The 17,315-nt window shown below is 60.7% G+C and carries 16 protein-coding genes; 5 read left to right on the top strand and 11 right to left on the bottom strand.

The window, feature by feature from the left end; genetic code table 11:
- Nucleotides 1-77: 77 nt before the first annotated feature.
- From AAIA72_RS09295 to AAIA72_RS09270, 6 genes are all read right to left on the bottom strand, one after another.
- Complete coding sequence (locus AAIA72_RS09295) at nt 78-896, bottom strand: DUF2931 family protein (protein ID WP_369600046.1); 819 nt, start codon at nt 894-896, stop codon at nt 78-80.
- An 8-nt stretch (nt 897-904) separates the two neighbouring features.
- On the bottom strand, nt 905-1,723 hold the full coding sequence (locus tag AAIA72_RS09290) for a DUF2931 family protein (protein WP_369600045.1): 819 nt from the start codon (nt 1,721-1,723) through the stop codon (nt 905-907).
- An 8-nt stretch (nt 1,724-1,731) separates the two neighbouring features.
- Complete coding sequence (locus AAIA72_RS09285; protein WP_369600044.1) at nt 1,732-2,550, bottom strand: DUF2931 family protein; 819 nt, start codon at nt 2,548-2,550, stop codon at nt 1,732-1,734.
- An 8-nt stretch (nt 2,551-2,558) separates the two neighbouring features.
- Nucleotides 2,559-3,377, bottom strand: a complete 819-nt coding sequence (locus tag AAIA72_RS09280) for a DUF2931 family protein (protein ID WP_369600043.1) — start codon at nt 3,375-3,377, stop codon at nt 2,559-2,561.
- Nucleotides 3,370-5,556 (bottom strand): PAAR domain-containing protein, encoded by a 2,187-nt coding sequence (locus AAIA72_RS09275; protein WP_369600042.1) that lies wholly within the window; start codon nt 5,554-5,556, stop codon nt 3,370-3,372. The genes AAIA72_RS09280 and AAIA72_RS09275 overlap by 8 nt, the downstream gene beginning before the upstream one ends.
- 86 nt (nt 5,557-5,642) lie before the next feature.
- Entirely contained in the window at nt 5,643-7,886 is a 2,244-nt protein-coding gene (locus tag AAIA72_RS09270; RefSeq protein ID WP_369600041.1) for an ATP-dependent helicase, read from the bottom strand.
- Nucleotides 7,887-8,087: 201 nt separating this feature from the next.
- On the opposite strand from AAIA72_RS09270, the gene AAIA72_RS09265 reads away from it, so the two are divergent.
- From AAIA72_RS09265 to AAIA72_RS09255, 3 genes are all read left to right on the top strand, one after another.
- On the top strand, nt 8,088-8,558 hold the full coding sequence (locus tag AAIA72_RS09265) for a host attachment protein (RefSeq protein ID WP_369600040.1): 471 nt from the start codon (nt 8,088-8,090) through the stop codon (nt 8,556-8,558).
- Between the two features lie 152 nt (nt 8,559-8,710).
- Entirely contained in the window at nt 8,711-9,310 is a 600-nt protein-coding gene (locus tag AAIA72_RS09260) for an ankyrin repeat domain-containing protein (RefSeq protein WP_369600039.1), read from the top strand.
- Between the two features lie 85 nt (nt 9,311-9,395).
- Nucleotides 9,396-10,001 (top strand): response regulator, encoded by a 606-nt coding sequence (locus AAIA72_RS09255; RefSeq protein WP_369600038.1) that lies wholly within the window; start codon nt 9,396-9,398, stop codon nt 9,999-10,001.
- 42 nt (nt 10,002-10,043) lie between these two features.
- Here AAIA72_RS09255 and AAIA72_RS09250 read toward each other — a convergent pair whose 3' ends face one another.
- The gene (locus tag AAIA72_RS09250) at nt 10,044-11,003 is read right to left on the bottom strand and encodes a nucleoside recognition domain-containing protein (protein ID WP_369600037.1); all 960 of its coding nucleotides are present in this window, start codon (nt 11,001-11,003) and stop codon (nt 10,044-10,046) included.
- A gap of 285 nt (nt 11,004-11,288) precedes the next feature.
- Between AAIA72_RS09250 and AAIA72_RS09245 the strand changes: the two genes are divergently transcribed.
- Nucleotides 11,289-12,056, top strand: coding sequence for a PEP-CTERM sorting domain-containing protein (locus AAIA72_RS09245; protein WP_369600036.1), 768 nt, complete (start codon nt 11,289-11,291; stop codon nt 12,054-12,056).
- A gap of 190 nt (nt 12,057-12,246) precedes the next feature.
- Nucleotides 12,247-13,227 (top strand): DUF2931 family protein, encoded by a 981-nt coding sequence (locus AAIA72_RS09240; protein WP_369600035.1) that lies wholly within the window; start codon nt 12,247-12,249, stop codon nt 13,225-13,227.
- A 72-nt stretch (nt 13,228-13,299) separates the two neighbouring features.
- Here the strand turns inward: AAIA72_RS09240 and mmsB are convergent, their stop codons facing one another.
- The 4 genes from mmsB to AAIA72_RS09220 form a co-directional block, all read right to left on the bottom strand.
- Nucleotides 13,300-14,193 carry a 3-hydroxyisobutyrate dehydrogenase gene (gene mmsB / locus AAIA72_RS09235; protein ID WP_369600034.1) on the bottom strand — a complete coding sequence of 298 codons (894 nt, stop codon included), beginning with the start codon at nt 14,191-14,193 and terminating at the stop codon, nt 13,300-13,302.
- A gap of 69 nt (nt 14,194-14,262) precedes the next feature.
- Nucleotides 14,263-15,387, bottom strand: a complete 1,125-nt coding sequence (locus AAIA72_RS09230; RefSeq protein WP_369600033.1) for an enoyl-CoA hydratase/isomerase family protein — start codon at nt 15,385-15,387, stop codon at nt 14,263-14,265.
- Complete coding sequence (locus AAIA72_RS09225) at nt 15,372-16,148, bottom strand: enoyl-CoA hydratase (protein ID WP_369600032.1); 777 nt, start codon at nt 16,146-16,148, stop codon at nt 15,372-15,374. Before AAIA72_RS09225 ends, AAIA72_RS09230 begins: the two co-directional genes overlap by 16 nt.
- Nucleotides 16,145-17,308, bottom strand: a complete 1,164-nt coding sequence (locus tag AAIA72_RS09220; protein WP_369600031.1) for an acyl-CoA dehydrogenase family protein — start codon at nt 17,306-17,308, stop codon at nt 16,145-16,147. The genes AAIA72_RS09225 and AAIA72_RS09220 overlap by 4 nt, the downstream gene beginning before the upstream one ends.
- Between the last annotated feature and the right edge of the window lie 7 nt (nt 17,309-17,315).

The following is a 17,315-nucleotide window of genomic DNA, read 5'->3' as shown; positions in this document are numbered from 1 at the left end:
CGGGCAGGCCTTGCACCGGTGTACACTCCGGCTCCGCAAGGGGCCGGGTATTTTTCTGAAGTCAGACACAATCAATCTCATTCATATCTGAAAATGCCAGGCGGCACCTGTACTTCCGGTGGGCGCTTGCGCCACGGGGTCATGTCACCCTGCTTCCAGGCCTCCGGCGGCAGCTCTTCCAGTTTCGGGGGCATCCAGTAATCACGGTTGTCCGGGTATCGGTTTTGCTCCCAGAAGTGGCCTGTCAGAATATTGTCATACGCCGTCCAGTGTTCCGGTGTCCACTCCGGATGCAACCCGTTGAGCCGGATTGCGTGTCCATGCCGGCCTTCACGGAAGGCTTCGTAATACGGGGTCGTTTCGATGAACTCCGCCTGCCCGCGGGCAATCTCGATGGCATCCGCTCTGCGTGATTCGATCCACACCACATAACGCCCGCCGGGCATGATGCCAAAACTGATAACCCGGCGATAGCGTGGCAGCAGGGGGCCATTGGCTGGCCTGCGAATAAAGAATTTTTCGTACATCACCCGCTTGACATGGGGCGGGATTTCGAAGCGGACATGGTAGCGTCTTTCTTCATACAATGCGGTGTAGGTGAAGTCGACAATATCCGGAATGGGGCCGTCCATGATGCCGGCGGTGCCGCCCATGACCCAGCCATTCATTCGGCTTCCGATGGGCTTGCCACCGGCAATGCTGCCATCTTTCCACCAGGTGGTGATGCTGCCGATACTGACCTCATAATGAAACGGCACACCCACGTTGACCGAGTAGTCGGTGAAGTCTGCCGGATAGGCATAGCCGTTCGGATCCCGGGCCGTGGCGCAGGCAGACAGGACGAGGCTGATACAGATGCTGGCCAGCAGGCCGGGTATTTTTCTGAAGTCAGACACAATCAATCTCATTCATATCTGAAAATGCCAGGCGGCACCTGTACTTCCGGTGGGCGCTTGCGCCACGGGGTCATGTCACCCTGCTTCCAGGCCTCCGGCGGCAGCTCTTCCAGTTTCGGGGGCATCCAGTAATCACGGTTGTCCGGGTATCGGTTTTGCTCCCAGAAGTGGCCTGTCAGAATATTGTCATACGCCGTCCAGTGTTCCGGTGTCCACTCCGGATGCAACCCGTTGAGCCGGATTGCGTGTCCATGCCGGCCTTCACGGAAGGCTTCGTAATACGGAGTCGTTTCGATGAACCCGGCCTGTCCGCGGGCAATCTCGATGGCATCATCCCTGAGATAAGCGATCCAGACCACGTAACGCCCGCCGGGCATGATGCCAAAACTGATGTTGTTCCGGTAATGGGGCGTCAGAGGGCCATCCTCCGGCCAGCGGGTGTAAAACTTTTCGTACATCACCCGCTTGACATGGGGCGGGATTTCGAAGCGGACATGGTAGCGTCTTTCTTCATACAATGCGGTGTAGGTGAAGTCGACAATATCCGGAATGGGGCCGTCCATGATGCCGGCGGTGCCGCCCATGACCCAGCCATTCATTCGGCTTCCGATGGGCTTGCCACCGGCAATGCTGCCATCTTTCCACCAGGTGGTGATGCTGCCGATACTGACCTCATAATGAAACGGCACACCCACGTTGACCGAGTAGTCGGTGAAGTCTGCCGGATAGGCATAGCCGTTCGGATCCCGGGCCGTGGCACAGGCAGACAGGACGAGGCTGATACAGATGCTGGCCAGCAGGCCGGGTATTTTTCTGAAGTCAGACACAATCAATCTCATTCATATCTGAAAATACCTGGCGGCACCTGTACTTCCGGTGGGCGCTTGCGCCACGGGGTCATGTCACCCTGCTTCCAGGCCTCCGGCGGCAGTTCTTCCAGTTTCGGGGGCATCCAGTAATCGCGGTTGTCCGGGTATCGGTTTTGCTCCCAGAAGTGGCCTGTCAGAATATTGTCATACGCCGTCCAGTGTTCCGGTGTCCACTCCGGATGCAGCCCGTTGAGCCGGATTGCACGTCCGTGCCGGCCTTCACGGAAGGCTTCGTAATACGGAGTCGTTTCGATGAACCCGGCCTGCCCGCGGGCAATCTCGATGGCATCCGCTCTGCGTGACTCGATCCACACCACATAACGCCCGCCGGGCATGATGCCAAAACTGATAACCCGGCGATAGCGTGGCAGCAGGGGGCCATTGGCTGGCCTGCGAATAAAGAATTTTTCGTACATCACCCGCTTGACATGGGGCGGGATTTCGAAGCGGATGTGGTAGATTTTCTCCTCGTACAGCGCCTGATATTTGAAATCAACAATATCCGGAACCGGGCCGTCCATGATGCCGGCGGTGCCGCCCATGACCCAGCCATTCATTCGGCTTCCGATGGGCTTGCCACCGGCAATGCTGCCATCTTTCCACCAGGTGGTGATGCTGCCGATACTGACCTCATAATGAAACGGCACACCCACGTTGACCGAGTAGTCGGTGAAGTCTGCCGGATAGGCATAGCCGTTCGGATCCCGGGCCGTGGCGCAGGCAGACAGGACGAGGCTGATACAGATGCTGGCCAGCAGGCCGGGTATTTTTCTGAAGTCAGACACAATCAATCTCATTCATATCTGAAAATACCTGGCGGCACCTGTACTTCCGGTGGGCGCTTGCGCCACGGGGTCATGTCACCCTGCTTCCAGGCCTCCGGCGGCAGCTCTTCCAGTTTCGGGGGCATCCAGTAATCACGGTTGTCCGGGTATCGGTTTTGCTCCCAGAAGTGGCCTGTCAGAATATTGTCATACGCCGTCCAGTGTTCCGGTGTCCACTCCGGATGCAACCCGTTGAGCCGGATTGCGTGTCCATGCCGGCCTTCACGGAAGGCTTCGTAATACGGGGTCGTTTCGATGAACTCCGCCTGCCCGCGGGCAATCTCGATGGCATCATCCCTGAGATAAGCGATCCAGACCACGTAACGCCCGCCGGGCATGATGCCAAAACTGATGTTGTTCCGGTAATGGGGCGTCAGAGGGCCATCCTCCGGCCAGCGGGTGTAAAACTTTTCGTACATCACCCGCTTGACATGGGGCGGGATTTCGAAGCGGATGTGGTAGATTTTCTCCTCGTACAGCGCCTGATATTTGAAATCAACAATATCCGGAACCGGGCCGTCCATGATGCCGGCGGTGCCGCCCATGACCCAGCCATTCATTCGGCTTCCAATGGGCTTGCCACCGGCAATGCTGCCATCTTTCCACCAGGTGGTGATGCTGCCGATACTGACCTCATAATGAAACGGCACACCCACGTTGACCGAGTAGTCGGTGAAGTCTGCCGGATAGGCATAGCCGTTCGGATCCCGGGCCGTGGCACAGGCAGACAGGACGAGGCTGATACAGATGCTGGCCAGCAGGCCGGGTATTTTTCTGAAGTCAGGCATTGGGGTATACCGCACGTTTTTTTGTGGAAACGACTGGTGCATTGGGGTGGATAATGCTGTAAACGGGTTCCCAGTTGGCCGAGTAGTGCAGCCAGTGCCTGCGCAGGGAAAGGAGCTGATTGTCATCGAACGTGCAAGGGTTGCCCACCCTCATCTGCATTCTCAGTTGCTTCCAGAACACAGTAAGCACGCCCGAGAGTCGCGTTCCATTCAGTTTTCTGGAATCCTGATAAGGCACTGCATCGGGATTGTTAACGTCTGTATGCAGGCTGGGTTTTTCCAGATCCATGAACGGCACACCCTGGATCTGTGCTGCCTCGTGCATGAGGTACAGGGAAATGCGTGCATAGTCGCCGTGGACGAAGCGATACATTCTTTGCTTCAGGCGGTACTGACGCCGGGTGCCGATCAGTGTCCGCTTGCGAACTGTTCCGTCCGGCTCGACGGTCGTGGCCTCATGCACGCCATTTTCCGGGGCACCCGGAAGCGGCCTGACCTCAAGGACGATATCCCTGTCATCACACCAGCCCTCCCTGACCAGTCTTTCCATCAGGGCCTTTCGCTCAAGATATTCGGGGGTGCGATCATAGGGTGCCTGATCCTGTGGTCCCCGGATGTCAGGCACGGTCACATCCGGCATGAGCCAGACGGCGTCAATGTCATGATGATGGTAGGCGCCTCCGATGTCAGAGTGGGCTCCGGGCAGCACATACTCGCGACAGTTGGGTGCCAGATTGCCGTTTGCATCAGGCAGGCTGGTCAATGAGAAGTTATAGCGGAACTCGTCGGCAGCACAGAACTGTACCGCGTAACCGACATGCTCCGGGCGTACTTGCAGGCGCACCGGGTGGTTATCGTCATCATGGGGTGAGAGATCTCCATCGGGGACGTTGGCAACGGCAGGAACTGTGTCATAAAGGCCCAGAAAGCGGATTGTGATGGATTCCGGAACGGGCAGGCGGGCCTCCAGAACGGGTCTGAGAAAGCTGTCGGACGGGTAGTGATCCATCGTGGTCTGCCCCGCCTGCAGTCGCTGCTTGTCATCTGCCAGCATGTTGACGAAGTGGCGGGCTGCTGCCGCGCCCCGGCTGAAGCCGAAGACATCCACGATGAGTTCATAGTCGCTGTTCAGTTCATTTTTAATCTGATTCAAACGCTTGATATATTCTTCCCGCGCACGCATTGCCTTGGCGATCACGCCGGTTTCGCCCAGTCCGGTAGCCAGGCCCAGCTGTCTGTCCTTGTCGTGGGGGATGGTGCCGATGCCTTCAATATAGATTGATAGCCCGATGAGCTTTTCACGATCCTTGTTTTGGATCGCATCAAAATACAACCGCTGCAGCTTGGCAATGTTGGTATAGTCATTACCATAACTGCGGCCGCGTTTACCGATCCCTTCCCGCCAGTGCCTGATGTCGTCGGATTCCCATGCGGCTCTGGCGTCATTGCCGAACCGGCGCCTGACACTGAGAAAATCCGGCCTGTTCGGAGCGGCATCCTCTGTGTTGAAGCGGTTGTTGGCCGTGCCGTCAAAGAAAAATCCGGCGTTGATCACAACACGCTTGGGCTCACCGTCCCCGGTCTTGTTATCCCCTTCACGGTCTTCTGTGGGCGCTGTCTCTCCTTTGGCGGCCATTCCGGAGAGACGAGGCGAATTGGCTGGATTGACCGGCTTGAGGTGTGCCTGGCCTTCAGGCGGGTAAGGGTCCGGCAGGATTTTGCCGGGCTCCATCATGGCCACGGGCGGGTAGTCGGTCAGGCTTTCAGATTTGGGGCCCAGATAACTCAGGCACTGGCGGATGGCGTCCGCCGCAGGATGGTGATCACCGAGTGCGGCCAGTGCGTTTTCCCACTCCGCACGAAGGGCCTCCTGATTGGGCAGCCGGAGGCTTCCACCGGTACCGACATTGCCACTGGCCTCGACAACCAGCCCGCCATGTGCAGTGGGCGAGCCCTCCACCGCTACGGGCAGGCCATTGATCAGCAGGCGCGGATCCCCCGAAACAATGGTATCCACACCGCCGTTGCACTGTGCGCGGGAGCCGACCACGGCAACGGGTTTGCCATTGATGAGCACATTGGGGATACCGTCGAGAACCGGACCGCCAACGTGGGGTGTCTTGCCGTCCCACAGGGGACACTGGTGGTAATCGCCCACCCGGACGATTTTCTTGCCCATCGCTTCACTCCATGAAAAATACACATCCGTGTTGGCTCAGTATTTAATCAGCTTATCGAGTTGCGGGTCAAGGCGCAGGCTTTGGCTCAGTGCAGCGTCCCGGCGCTGTCTTCCGTCACCCGCACAAAAAACAGATGCCAGGAGCGCAGGCTGAAGTTCATGGCCTCGCCGGTTTCGAACTGTACCGTCCGCGCATCGTCCAGCTCGGCAGTGACCACACCCTTGCCGAGCAGCGGGTGACGGACCCGGGCACCCAGCCAGCCGGCCTCTGTGCTCTCCCCGGCAGGAGGCGGCGGTTCCGTAAAGGTTCGTCCCAGTTGCATCAGATAACGACGGGCAACCGGCGTCAGGCGACGGGTGGGTTCGAGCGCGGTATTCTCCGGAGTGTGGTGCAGATGTTGACCGATCCAGTCACTGAGGGCGGCTTCCATCTCGGCCAGGAAGGGGCTGGGGCGCGCTTCGCTACTGCCGTTTTCAGGCACGGTATAAAGGTATAGGGCATCCCGGGCGCGGGTGATGCCCACGTAAGCCAGGCGCCGCTCGCTCTCCAGTGCGGAGGCATCGGGTTCGCTCTGTCTCGGGCTGTAGGGGTAGAAGCGGTCGGTAAATCCGGGCAGCATGACCACCGGCCACTCCAGTCCCTTGGTGCGGTGAATGGTGCAGAGCTGAATTCCGGTCCGGGACGGGTGGCCGGCCTGTTCCCTGAGCTGCGCAAAGTGTGCCAGGATGCCCGGCGCATCCAGCTCCAGGGTTCTCAGATAACGCAGCAGACCCAGCAGGTTTTCGATCTGCTCGTCGGCCGCATCATAGGTCAGAGCGCTGTCGGTCAGCCGGTTGAACAGATCGCAGTCGTGCATGAAGCGGCGCAGGGCCACCCAGACGGGTTCGCGGCTGTGTGCCAGCAGGGTCAGTGCCGTGGCGGTTTCGCGCAGTTTCTTGCGCTGCAGGGGGTGCAGGCGCTCATCCACCGCGTCCAGCAGGGCATCTCCCCAACCTTCGTTCAGCGGTGCCAGCTGGTGGGCCAGTTGTTCGCAGTGCTCGTTTTTCAGACCCGGCCGCATGAAGGCCAGCAGGCTGCGCCAGCGTTCCAGACGGGCCGCTTCCGGCAAGGTGGGCCAGACGCCGGCCAGCATTTCCACCAGATACAGGAGGTTGGCCACATCCCGGTTGTTCAGGGCGCCCTTGCCGGCAGGAATCCGGTAGGGGACCCGGGCAGCCAGCAGGGCCAGTTCAATGGGCACCGTCTGGGACCAGGTGCGCACCAGAATGGCGATCTCTTCCGGGTTGCAGCCATCGGCCAGCAGGGCCTTGCATTGCTGTACCAGCGCGCCGGCTTCATCCCGCGGCCGCAGCACATGAATCCGGGTGTCCGGATTGCCCGGGTGGGCGCGGCAGAGCACATCCCGCCGGCCCCGGTTGTGGGTGATGAGATGGTTGGCCAGCAGGGCGCTGCGGTGACCGTAACGGAAGCTGTAGCTGAGGGTGAATTGCCGCGGGCTTTCGAACTCTTCGCCAAAGCGATTGAGGATGAATGCCGGTTCCGCGCCCCGGAATTCATAGATGGTCTGATCCGGATCGCCGACCACGGTCACCCGGGCCCGGTGTCCGGCAATGGCCTTGAGCAGCCGGTGCTGGATATCGTTGGTGTCCTGATACTCATCCACCAGAATCATGTCCATCTTGTTGGTGACCAGGGCCAGCAGATCGGGCTGCTCATGAATGGCCTTCACGGGCTGATAGAGCATGTCGGCAAAGGTGATACGCCGGTTGGAGAGGCGCCACTGCTCAAAATGCTGCAGCACCCGCAGCAGGAAAGTGCGGTCGTCGGGCACGTCCATGCTGGCCAGAACCTCGGCGGGCGGTTGCAGTGTGGATTTCACCAGATCATGAAACAGCGCCGCCAGCTCAATGAACTCCTTGCGGTTGCGGCGAAACTCCGTCTGCAGGTGCTCGGGCAGGTGGGCCTGCAAGGCGTACATGAGTTGCAGGTGCAACGCCTTGTCCGACAGGGGTTCGCCCTCATAGACCGGCAGTGCGCCCTCGCGCATCAGGCGCTGGTAAAGGCGCAGGCCCATGGCATGGTAGGTCCGGACTTCCGGTAACCGGTCATGGCGCCCGCCGGAGACCTTGTGCAGGCGGGCGGCAAAATCCTGCTGTGCGGCCCGGTTGAACATGAGGATGAGGATGCGCCGGGGGTCGTGTCCCCGGTCCAGCAGGGAGCAGATGCGATGGGCCAGTGTGGTGGTCTTGCCACTACCTGCCACGGCGGTGATGACCGCATGCTCGAAGTCCGCCTCGACAATGGCGCGCTGTTCGTCCGTCAGTTTCATGGGGCGCTATTGTAAAGGCAGCCCCGCCAAATTGCATGACATGTTCCGATCCGGTTGTCAGAAACAAACGCACGGCAAGCCTCCCCGTGACGGCAAAGTACGACAGAAGAAATTGTTCGCCCCAGCCCTTGATGGCGTTCCGGATCGCCCCCATTCCTGAAGCAGGTGAGTCATCTGACAAATCAACAAAGGAGTGTCATCATGAGTACAGCAGTCAAACCCATTCCTGTTCCCCGTTTTCCTGTCTGGGTAGTCGTGGCCGATGGCGCTAAAGCCCGCATTCTGGTGGGGAAGACGGGGCGCGGCGCATTCGAGAAAGAAGAAGTGCAGATCAACCCGGAAGCCAGGAAGCATGGCCGGGATCTGGTGACGGATGCGCCTGGCCGTGTATTTGACAGTGCAGGGCAGGGGAGGCATGGCATGGAGCCGCCGACGGATCCCAAGGATGCGGTGGAAGAGTCCTTTGCTCGTGAGCTGGCGGAACGCTTGCATCAGGGCGCATTGGAGGATGCCTACGAGAAACTCTATGTGATCGCCACCCCGGTTTTTCTGGGATATCTGCGCAAGCACTATACGGATGCCATCCGGCAGCGCCTGGCCGGTGAAATCGACAAGGATCTGACGGCACAGGATGCGGAGGCGATCCGTGCCGCGTTACCCGAAATTCTGTAAGATGACGTCAAGACCGGTATGGCAGTCAGCGCATACCGGTCAGGGGTCTGGTGTCGCTTGCCGGTCAATTGCATGAAATGTTACCGGTGTCCTTTACAGCGCATGAGGATGGGTGAACAATGCCCCGAAAACAGCAAACAGGGACGCAGATCATGACCGGATACCTTCTGACAGGGGCATTGGCCCTTTCCCTCCTCGCCGGATGTGCCGCCACGGGCGCAGGCAAGCCGGATACGGCTGCGCAAGCTGCGCAGACCTCCGCGCAGCAGACTCAGACCATGACCCCGCTTCAGGCAGCGATTGCCGCAGGTGACCGGGCCACGGCACTGGCGCTGCTGTCCGGACAGGCCGATCCGAATGCCACCACTGAAAAGATGCCCTGGTCGCCCCTGCATCTGGCCGCAGAAAAAGGGGATGCGGTGCTGGTCAAGGCGCTGCTGGCGGCCGGTGCGCGCATTGATGCCCCGGGCCCGGGCGGCGTGACGCCGCTGATGAAGGCCGTTTCACGGGGCCAGCTGACGGCGGCCAAGGCGCTCATTCGCGCCGGCGCAGACGTGAATGCGGTGGCCGAAGGCCGCTCCGTGCTCATGCAGGCTGCAGAAAGTGGTGCCATGCTGATGGTTCAGGTGCTGCTTGAAGCCGGCGCCGACGTGCATTTCCACAGCGCCGCCGGGACACCCCTGGAAGCCGCCCAGAAGGGGGGGCACAAGGATATTGAAATGCTGCTCCTGCAATGGGGTGCCGGCGGCTGATTCTTAACGGATCGACTGTGTAAAATATTCTGGCATTCCGGACAATCCCGTCTATAGTTAGGGTGATTGTCCGGAGGCCGGGATGATGAAAGAAGCGTTGACGACAGGCGAAGTCGCCCAGTATTGCGGGGTCAGTTTCCGAACGGTGCTGCGCTGGATCGAGCGCGGCTATCTGCGTGCCTTTCAGTTGCCCGGCCGGGGTGACAACCGGATCGAGGTGCGTGAATTTGTGCGCTTTCTCAAGGAGCACGACATGCCCGTTCCGGAAGCCTTTGCGGATCTGGCACTGGCCGACCATGACACCCGGCGCATCCTGATCGTGGATGATGACCTCTCCATGGCCAACGCCATCCGTCGCTGCCTCAAGCGCCTGGACCATGACATCCGGATCGCCTGTGACGGCTTTGAAGCCGGTGTGCAGCTGGCCGGCTTTATGCCGCATCTTCTGATTCTGGATCTGGCCATGCCGGGCATGGATGGTTATCAGGTGCTGGAATTCATCCGGACCGAACCGCAGTTTGCGCGCACGCGGATACTGGTGCTGTCCGGCATGAGTCAGGCTCACTTGGACGAAGCCCTGGAGCGGGGCGCGGATCGGGTGATGGCCAAGCCTTTCGACAACGATGCGCTCGAGGAAGCCGTGGTCGCCCTGCTCATGGCGGAGGACTCGCCAGAGCAAGGCGCCTCCTGAAGATTCAGTCCCCCGGTGCTGCACAGGGCTGTCAGGAGACGGTCAGCGCAACGGCCGGGTGATCAGGCCCAGACGGGTATCCGGCATGGCCTTGAGTACGCGGGCGAGCAGCATGGAGAAGACCAGGGTCAGCACCAGCCGGAAAACCAGTACGCCGGAAATGTCCGCGCCCATGGCCAGAATCAGCAGAGTATCTTCAATCACGCTGTGCCCCAGACCCAGAAAGCAGATGGCAGCGGTCACGTCCCGGGGCGGGATATGTCCCTGACGGGCTTCGCGGATCAGCAGGCCCCCGCCAAAGGCCAGTCCCAGCGTCAGCCCCACGAGGATGAGGCTGGCCGCCTGACGACCAATCCCCAGCAGATTCAGACAGGGCGCCAGCATACGCTGCAAGAGCGCTTCCACACCGATCCAGCGCAACAGGCGCAGGACGACCAGCAGGAGAGCAATGACCCCGGCGATGATCGCAAGGCCCTGTAGCTGACTCCAGGCCCAGGCCTTGAGTGAGGGGTCGGCCGCTTCCGGCTGCCAGGCCGGTGTCCACGGGGTCTGAAGCCAGTCCAGCATGCCGTAAAGGTGAAACAGCAGGATGCCGTAGAGCAGGCTGCCACCCACCCGCCAGAGCAGGGTGAAGCGCAGGCGAACACCGGCACTGCGCGCAATGCCGCCTTCCACAATGAGGTTGTGCGCGATGAGCATCATGCCGCCGAGCGTGGTGACCTGTGCAACCGTCAGGTTCAGATCAGGCTGTGTAAAGAAAATCAACAAGCCTGTATAGATATTGGTGGCCATGGTGGTGACCCAGACCAGTGCCAGTTCACCCGGCAGCCCTACCCATGCCATCAGCGGTGCCAGCACGGTCCCAAGCCATGAAATGAAGCCGATACCTTCCAGTAGCCGGATGATGATCAAGGCGGGAACCATGATTCTGAACAGGCTGAGCGAGACATCCCGGTATTCCCGGGGAAGGCCGGCAAAGGCCCGGTTGAATCCCTTGTGCATGTAAGCATCCTGTCTGAGAACGGGGCAGGCTGTCAGTTTAGTCGGGTGGAGCGGCGTACGGTGTTCGTGAAGATGCGTACGACCTTGTGACAGGGATGTCAGATAAATTTACAAAACTGGTTTATTTATGATGACGCCGTGTTCACTAACTAGATGAAATAAAGCCGTTTTTAATAGTTGGCCTGGAATGTGCTTTATATGATGAGTATAGGTAGTCACGCTCTCAAGGTGCCGGAATACGCACCCGGGATGGCTTCGGTAAATCGAGACAAGGAAATGATGGTAATGAAAGCATTGATTCAGACCGCAGGAATTCTGGCCCTTTCCACACTGGCGGCAACAACCCAGGCCAAGGTGGTGATTTTTGATGACAATCTGGGCGGCGCGGCCAAGGCGGGCAGTGTGGAAACTGCGGTGGGTGCCTACACCAATTTGCAGGGGGACGTATGGGGGCCGGTACTGACCTTCTCCGACTTTACCGTAACGGGCGGGTTTTCCCACAGTGTCAATCTGGCCGGCCGGAACTTCAACAAGAATAACCAGATCACCATGGGTTCCCTGCCTTATCAGGATCTGAAGCCGCAACATGGCGGGTTGGGCTCGCTGAGCCTTGCCAGCGGCGGTGCCAACAGCGATACGGATAATCTGCAGCCCAACCTGATCACCGGCGCAGTGGGTGATGAAATCCTGTTCTTTGACTTCGGCACCTCCGTGGTACTGGACACCGTATGGTTCAACGGTTCGCACACCGAGCACACGGCCTTCACGAACAATGGGCGTAATGATGCCGGCGACGCATTGTTCACTCTGTTTTACAGTGCAGATGGGGTGGCATATCAGGCCACAGGCCCGCAGACCTCACCCATGAATCAGGAATACCTGCTGACGGGCATCACCTCCGCATACACCCACTGGGCGGTAGCTGCCACGGGCTGGAACAGCGCACCCGGCGGCTATGTGGAAGCCATCCGTTATGCCACGGTTCCCGAGCCCGCTACGCTGGCATTGCTGGGCCTGGGTCTGGCAGGGCTCGGGTTGCGCAGCCGGAAGTAATCCGGCAACGGGACAGGGTGAATCCGGTCTTGTGTCGTCACAGAAAAGGGGCTGCGGCTCCTTTTTTATTTGCAGATGGTTTGTCAATTGAACCCTTGGGGATTGGGCTGCGGTAGTCCTTGACCCTGCTCTCAAAAGGCTGATTAAATAGCGGCCCGACACGGATGTGCATGTTTCAGGGAGTGAAGTTATGGACAACAGGATCGTCAGGGTCGGCGATGACCCTCAATGCCCCATGCGGGACGGCAAGACGCCTGGCAGGCTCTCGGCGAGTCCCCGCAGTCTCTGCCGGAACAGGGATGGTACGATGCATCTGCCTGACCTCAGAACCTGCTACCCGCTGCTGCTTGTCATCTGTCTGAGCCTGGTACTGTCGGGCTGTGCCACAACGAGAGATCACAACGGTTATGCGTACCCTGCGGATTTTACGGAATACTCGGTCAACGTAGGCGTACCCTTGCATTACGAGATTGCTTTTCCGCCAGGCGGTATACAGACTTATTGGAAAAACGGCCAGATTGCCGGCATCGGGAGCATTGCCGGCGTTGTGGATGGCTGGGTCATGGGCGGCGCAGCCGACATCACGAAAGGCCCCATTCCGGACATCGTGGACTTTGAGTATCAGTCCTTGTACGAGGAGAAAGTCTACCACGTTCGCTTTGAGATCCTGCCGCACGTCAAGCGGGTGATGTACCAGAAAGTTCACACCAGGTGGGGCCCGGACAAAGCGGAGAACTCGTATCGTAAAGCCATCAGTTTCGGGATTATGCCGGGAGGCCAATATATCGTCTGGATAGGAGCCCATCTCCGGGATGCCATCGAAATCGGCCGAGGGCAGGCGGAGTTTGTTAAAACGACACCTTATTACAAGGCCTTCCGCGAAGGGCGGCACGGGCGGGCCGTGCAGCTCAACGGGTTGCATCCGGAGTGGACACCGGAACACTGGACGGCGTATGACACGATTCTGCTCGGTGACTTCATCGGCATAAAACTGTACCCGGACGACCGCGATTACTGGATGCCCCCGAGACTGGAAGAACTGCCGCCGGAGGCCTGGAAGCAGGGGGACATGACCCCGTGGCGCAAAAGGCCTCCCGAGGTGGAAGTCAATCCTCAGATGTTCATTTACAAGTACTCTTCCTGGAAGGAACTTGAAAAGAAGTATCGCTGAGATGAACTCGTCCAGTGCCTGAACCCGGAAGCCGCAATCAGCATTTGCAGGCTGCCCGATCATCGGGCGCCATCACGTCTGTCCTCCGGAGATCAGCCGCACCACGGAAGAAAAATCCTTCATGGCCTCGCCCTGATCACAATGCATCTGATAGAGCTGCTTGGCCAGGGCGCCCAACGGTGTGCTGCAGCCGGTTTCAAGCGCCCCCTCCATGGCCAGTCCCAGATCCTTGTTCATCAGCGCCGAAGCAAAGCCGCCCTCGTATTCCCGTGCTGACGGGACGTTATCCATCACGCCGGGCCAGGGGTTGTACTTTTCCAGTGACCAGTTGCCCCCGGAGCTGGTGCGCATGATGTCGCTGAGCACGACCGGATCCAGACCATGCTGAACACCGAGATTCAGGGCTTCTGCCGTGCCGATCATGTGAATGGCCAGCAGCATGTTGTTGCACATCTTGGCCACCTGTCCCGCCCCCGGTCCTCCGGCGAGAATGGCCCGGCTGCCCATCACGTCAAACAGCGGGCGCGCACGTTCCAGGTCGTCTTCCCCGCCCTCCACCATAAAGGTCAGGGTGCCGGCTTCGGCACCGGCGGTACCGCCTGAAACCGGGGCATCCAGCATGGCAAAGCCGGCCTGGCGGGCGGCGTCTGCGATGCGGCGGGCACTGGCAGCGGCAATGGTGGAACAGTCAATGAGCAGCGGCCGGGCACGGAGGCGGGCGATCAGGCCGTCCACGCCCAGATACACGGCTTCGCTGTGTGCACTGGCAGGCAGCATGGTGATCACGGCATCGGCGCCTTCTGCCGCGTCCACTGTTGAGGTGGCCGCCTGGGCGCCTTCTGCCGCCAGCGCACCGACCGGCTCAGGATTGAGGTCAAACACCCTCATGTCATAGCCTGCCCGCAGGAGGTTGCGGGCCATGGGCAGCCCCATGTGGCCGAGTCCGATAAAGGCAATGGTTTTCATGTCCGGCTCCTTGTTGTTGTCTCCGGTCAAACGGGTCAGGGCTGGATCAGCCCCGACGATGTCGGCCGGTCATTTCAGATCGGCCAGGGGATGAACACCCTCCGGCCAGGGTGGCTGAAAATACTCATCCACCAGCGACTCGGGCACGTCTTCGACCCGCGGGAAGGACCACCTGGGTTGCTGATCCTTGTCGATCAGTCGCGCACGGATGCCTTCGGCAAAATCCGGATGGCGCAGGCACTGGGCCGCCATGATCAGTTCCCGGCGGAACACGTCCGGCAGGCTGAGATCCCGGCTGCCGTGCAGTTGTCGCCAGACCAGATGGGCCGTGACCGGGCAGCCCCGGAAGAAGTTCTCGTGGGCATGTTTGAGCCAGGGATCGCTCTCGGGCAGCTGTGCCAGCGCCGCCACCACCTGGCTCAGCGAGGCGCCACCGGTCACCTTGCGAATCAGATCCAGGTGTCGCCTGAGCTCCGAGGCCGGCATCTGGTTGGGGTGGGCCTCTTCCAGACTGTGCAGCATCTGCGTGATCCGTCCCCGGTCGCTTTCCGGATCCGTATAGGTGATGCGTGTCAGACCCTCCAGCACCGTGTCCCGCAGGTTGGCGGGCAGACAGGCATCTGCCAGGCCGATGAAGCGCGCGTCCGAGGCGTTGCAACGTGCGCCCGTCAGTCCGAGAAACAGCCCCACGCCGTCCGGCATGCGATTGAGAAACCAGGTGGCCCCCACATCCGGGAACAGGCCGATGCTGACTTCCGGCATGGCCAGCGTGGTGTTTTCCGTGACAATCCGGTGACTGGCACCGGCCATCAGGCCCAGGCCGCCGCCCATGACGATGCCGTTGCCCCAGACGATCAGCGGCTTCGGGTAGCGGTGGATGGTATAATCCAGCCGGTATTCCTCGGTAAAGAACACATCACCGTCTTCGGGTTTTGATGCCGGGTCGGTCATGGCCCGGTAAAGCTGGACAATGTCGCCGCCGGCACAGAAGGCCCGCTCGCCTTCCCCTTGCAGGAATACGGCCCGGATGGACTGATCCTGGCGCCAGGCATCCAGCCGGGGCTGCAGAATGCGGATCATGTCCAGTGACAGGGCATTCAGTGCCTTGGGGTTGTTGAGGGTCAGCACGCCGATGGCGCCACCCGCGGCCACCGGGCGCGTCTCAACCCGGACGGGGGCTACTGATTCCGCCATTGGGGACTCCTCTTTTCCAGAAAGGCCTGCACCCCTTCGCGCTGGTCTTCCGTGTCGAACAGATCCACAAACAGTTCCCGCTCAACGGGGAGGGCCTGCGCCATGGGATTCTGGCGTGCGGCCTGAATGAGTGTCTTGCAGGCGCGCAGGCTGGACGGACTCTGTCTCCGGCTCTGGTGCGCCCATGCCAGCGCCGTCTCCAGTGCCTGGCCCTGATCCACCACCGCTTCCACCAGTCCGATCCGCAGGGCGGTGTCCGCGTCCACACGTTCGCCCAGCAGGATCATGCGCTTGGCCCAGCCTTCGCCGACCAGCCAGGGCAGGTTCTGGGTGCCGCCCGCACAGGGTAGCAGACCGACACTGGCCTCCGGCAGCGCCATCACCGCCTGCCGCTCCGCAATCCGCAGATCGCAGGCCAGCGCGCACTCCAGGCCACCCCCCATGGCGTAGCCATTGATGGCCGCAATGGAGACGCCCTGATAGTGACTCAGAGCTTCGAAGGCGCGTCCGAACAGCCGGGCCATCTGGCGGGCGCGGGCCTTGTCGCCATCGGCAAAGAGCTTCAGGTCGGCACCGGCGGAGAAGAACTTCTCTCCTTCACCGGTGATGACCAGTGCCGTGACATCCTTGCGGCCATTGAGTTCGTTGACCATGCGCTCCAGTGCGCACAGACTCTCTGCCGTCCAGGTATTGGCGGGCGGATTGGCGATGGTGAGCCGGGCGATGCCTTCGGCCACCTCCAGTTTCAGCAGGTCACTCATGCAAACAGTTCCTCCAGTGAATCCAGTGCCAGCAGCCGGCGTGCGGCGATGACGCGCATGATCTCGTTGGTGCCTTCGAGAATCTGGTGGACGCGCACATCCCGCACATGCCGTTCCAGCGGGTACTCCCGAATATAGCCGTATCCGCCATGCAACTGCAGGGCCTCGTTGCAGATATTGAAACAGGCATCGGTGGCGAAGCGCTTGGCCTGGGCACACCAGTAGGTCGCCTGCGGGTCGCCCTGATCCAGACGCCAGGCCGCCTGATGCACCATCATGCGTGATGCGGCCAGGTCGGCCGCCATGTCCGCCAGCCTGAACTGCAGCGCCTGAAAGGCCGCCAGCGGCTTGCCGAACTGCTCGCGCTCCTGCAGGTAACGGTGTGCCTGCTTCAGGGCCGCCTTTGCCGTGCCCAGCGAGCAGGTGGCGATATTGATGCGGCCTCCGTCGAGTCCCTTCATGGCGAAGGTAAATCCTTCCCCTTCCTCGCCCAGGCGCCAGCCTACCGGTACCCGCACGTTGTCAAAGGTGATGGCGCGCGTGGGCTGGCAGTTCCAGCCCATTTTCTCTTCCTTGCGGCCATAGCTGATGCCGGGTGTGTCGGCCGGTACCACCAGGGCGCTGATACCCCTGGGGCCCTCGCCACCGGTTCGGGCCATGACCACCAGAACATCCGTGCTGCCGGCGCCGGAGATGAACATCTTGCTGCCGTTGAGCACATAGTGGTCGCCGTCACGCACGGCCCGGGTGCGCAGGGACGCGGCATCGGATCCGGCGTTCGGCTCGGTGAGGCAGTAGGAGGCCAGCTTGCGCCCGCTGACGAGATCCGGACAAAAAGTCGCTCGCGTGGCCGGGTTGCCGAAGCTGGCAATCATCCAGGTGGCCATGTTGTGAATGGTCAGATACGCGGTCGTTGCCGTGCAGCCTTCCGACAGGGCCTCGAAGATCAGACTGCTGTCGAGCCGGGAGAGCCCCAGGCCGCCTTCGGACTCGGGCGTGTAAAGGGCCAGGAATCCGAGCCCGGCCGCGGCCCGGATGGTGTCCACCGGGAAGGTGCCGGTCCGGTCCCATTCGGCGGCATTCGGGGCCAGCGCCTTTTCGGCAAAGGCCCGGGCCGTGGCCAAGCAGGCCTGCTGTTCTTCGCTCAGGGCAAAGTCCATGATTCCT

The sequence above is a fragment of the Thermohahella caldifontis genome, assembly GCF_041153465.1.
GTDB lineage: Bacteria > Pseudomonadota > Gammaproteobacteria > Pseudomonadales > Oleiphilaceae > Thermohahella > Thermohahella caldifontis.
This window is presented reverse-complemented; position numbering and strand designations above follow the sequence as displayed.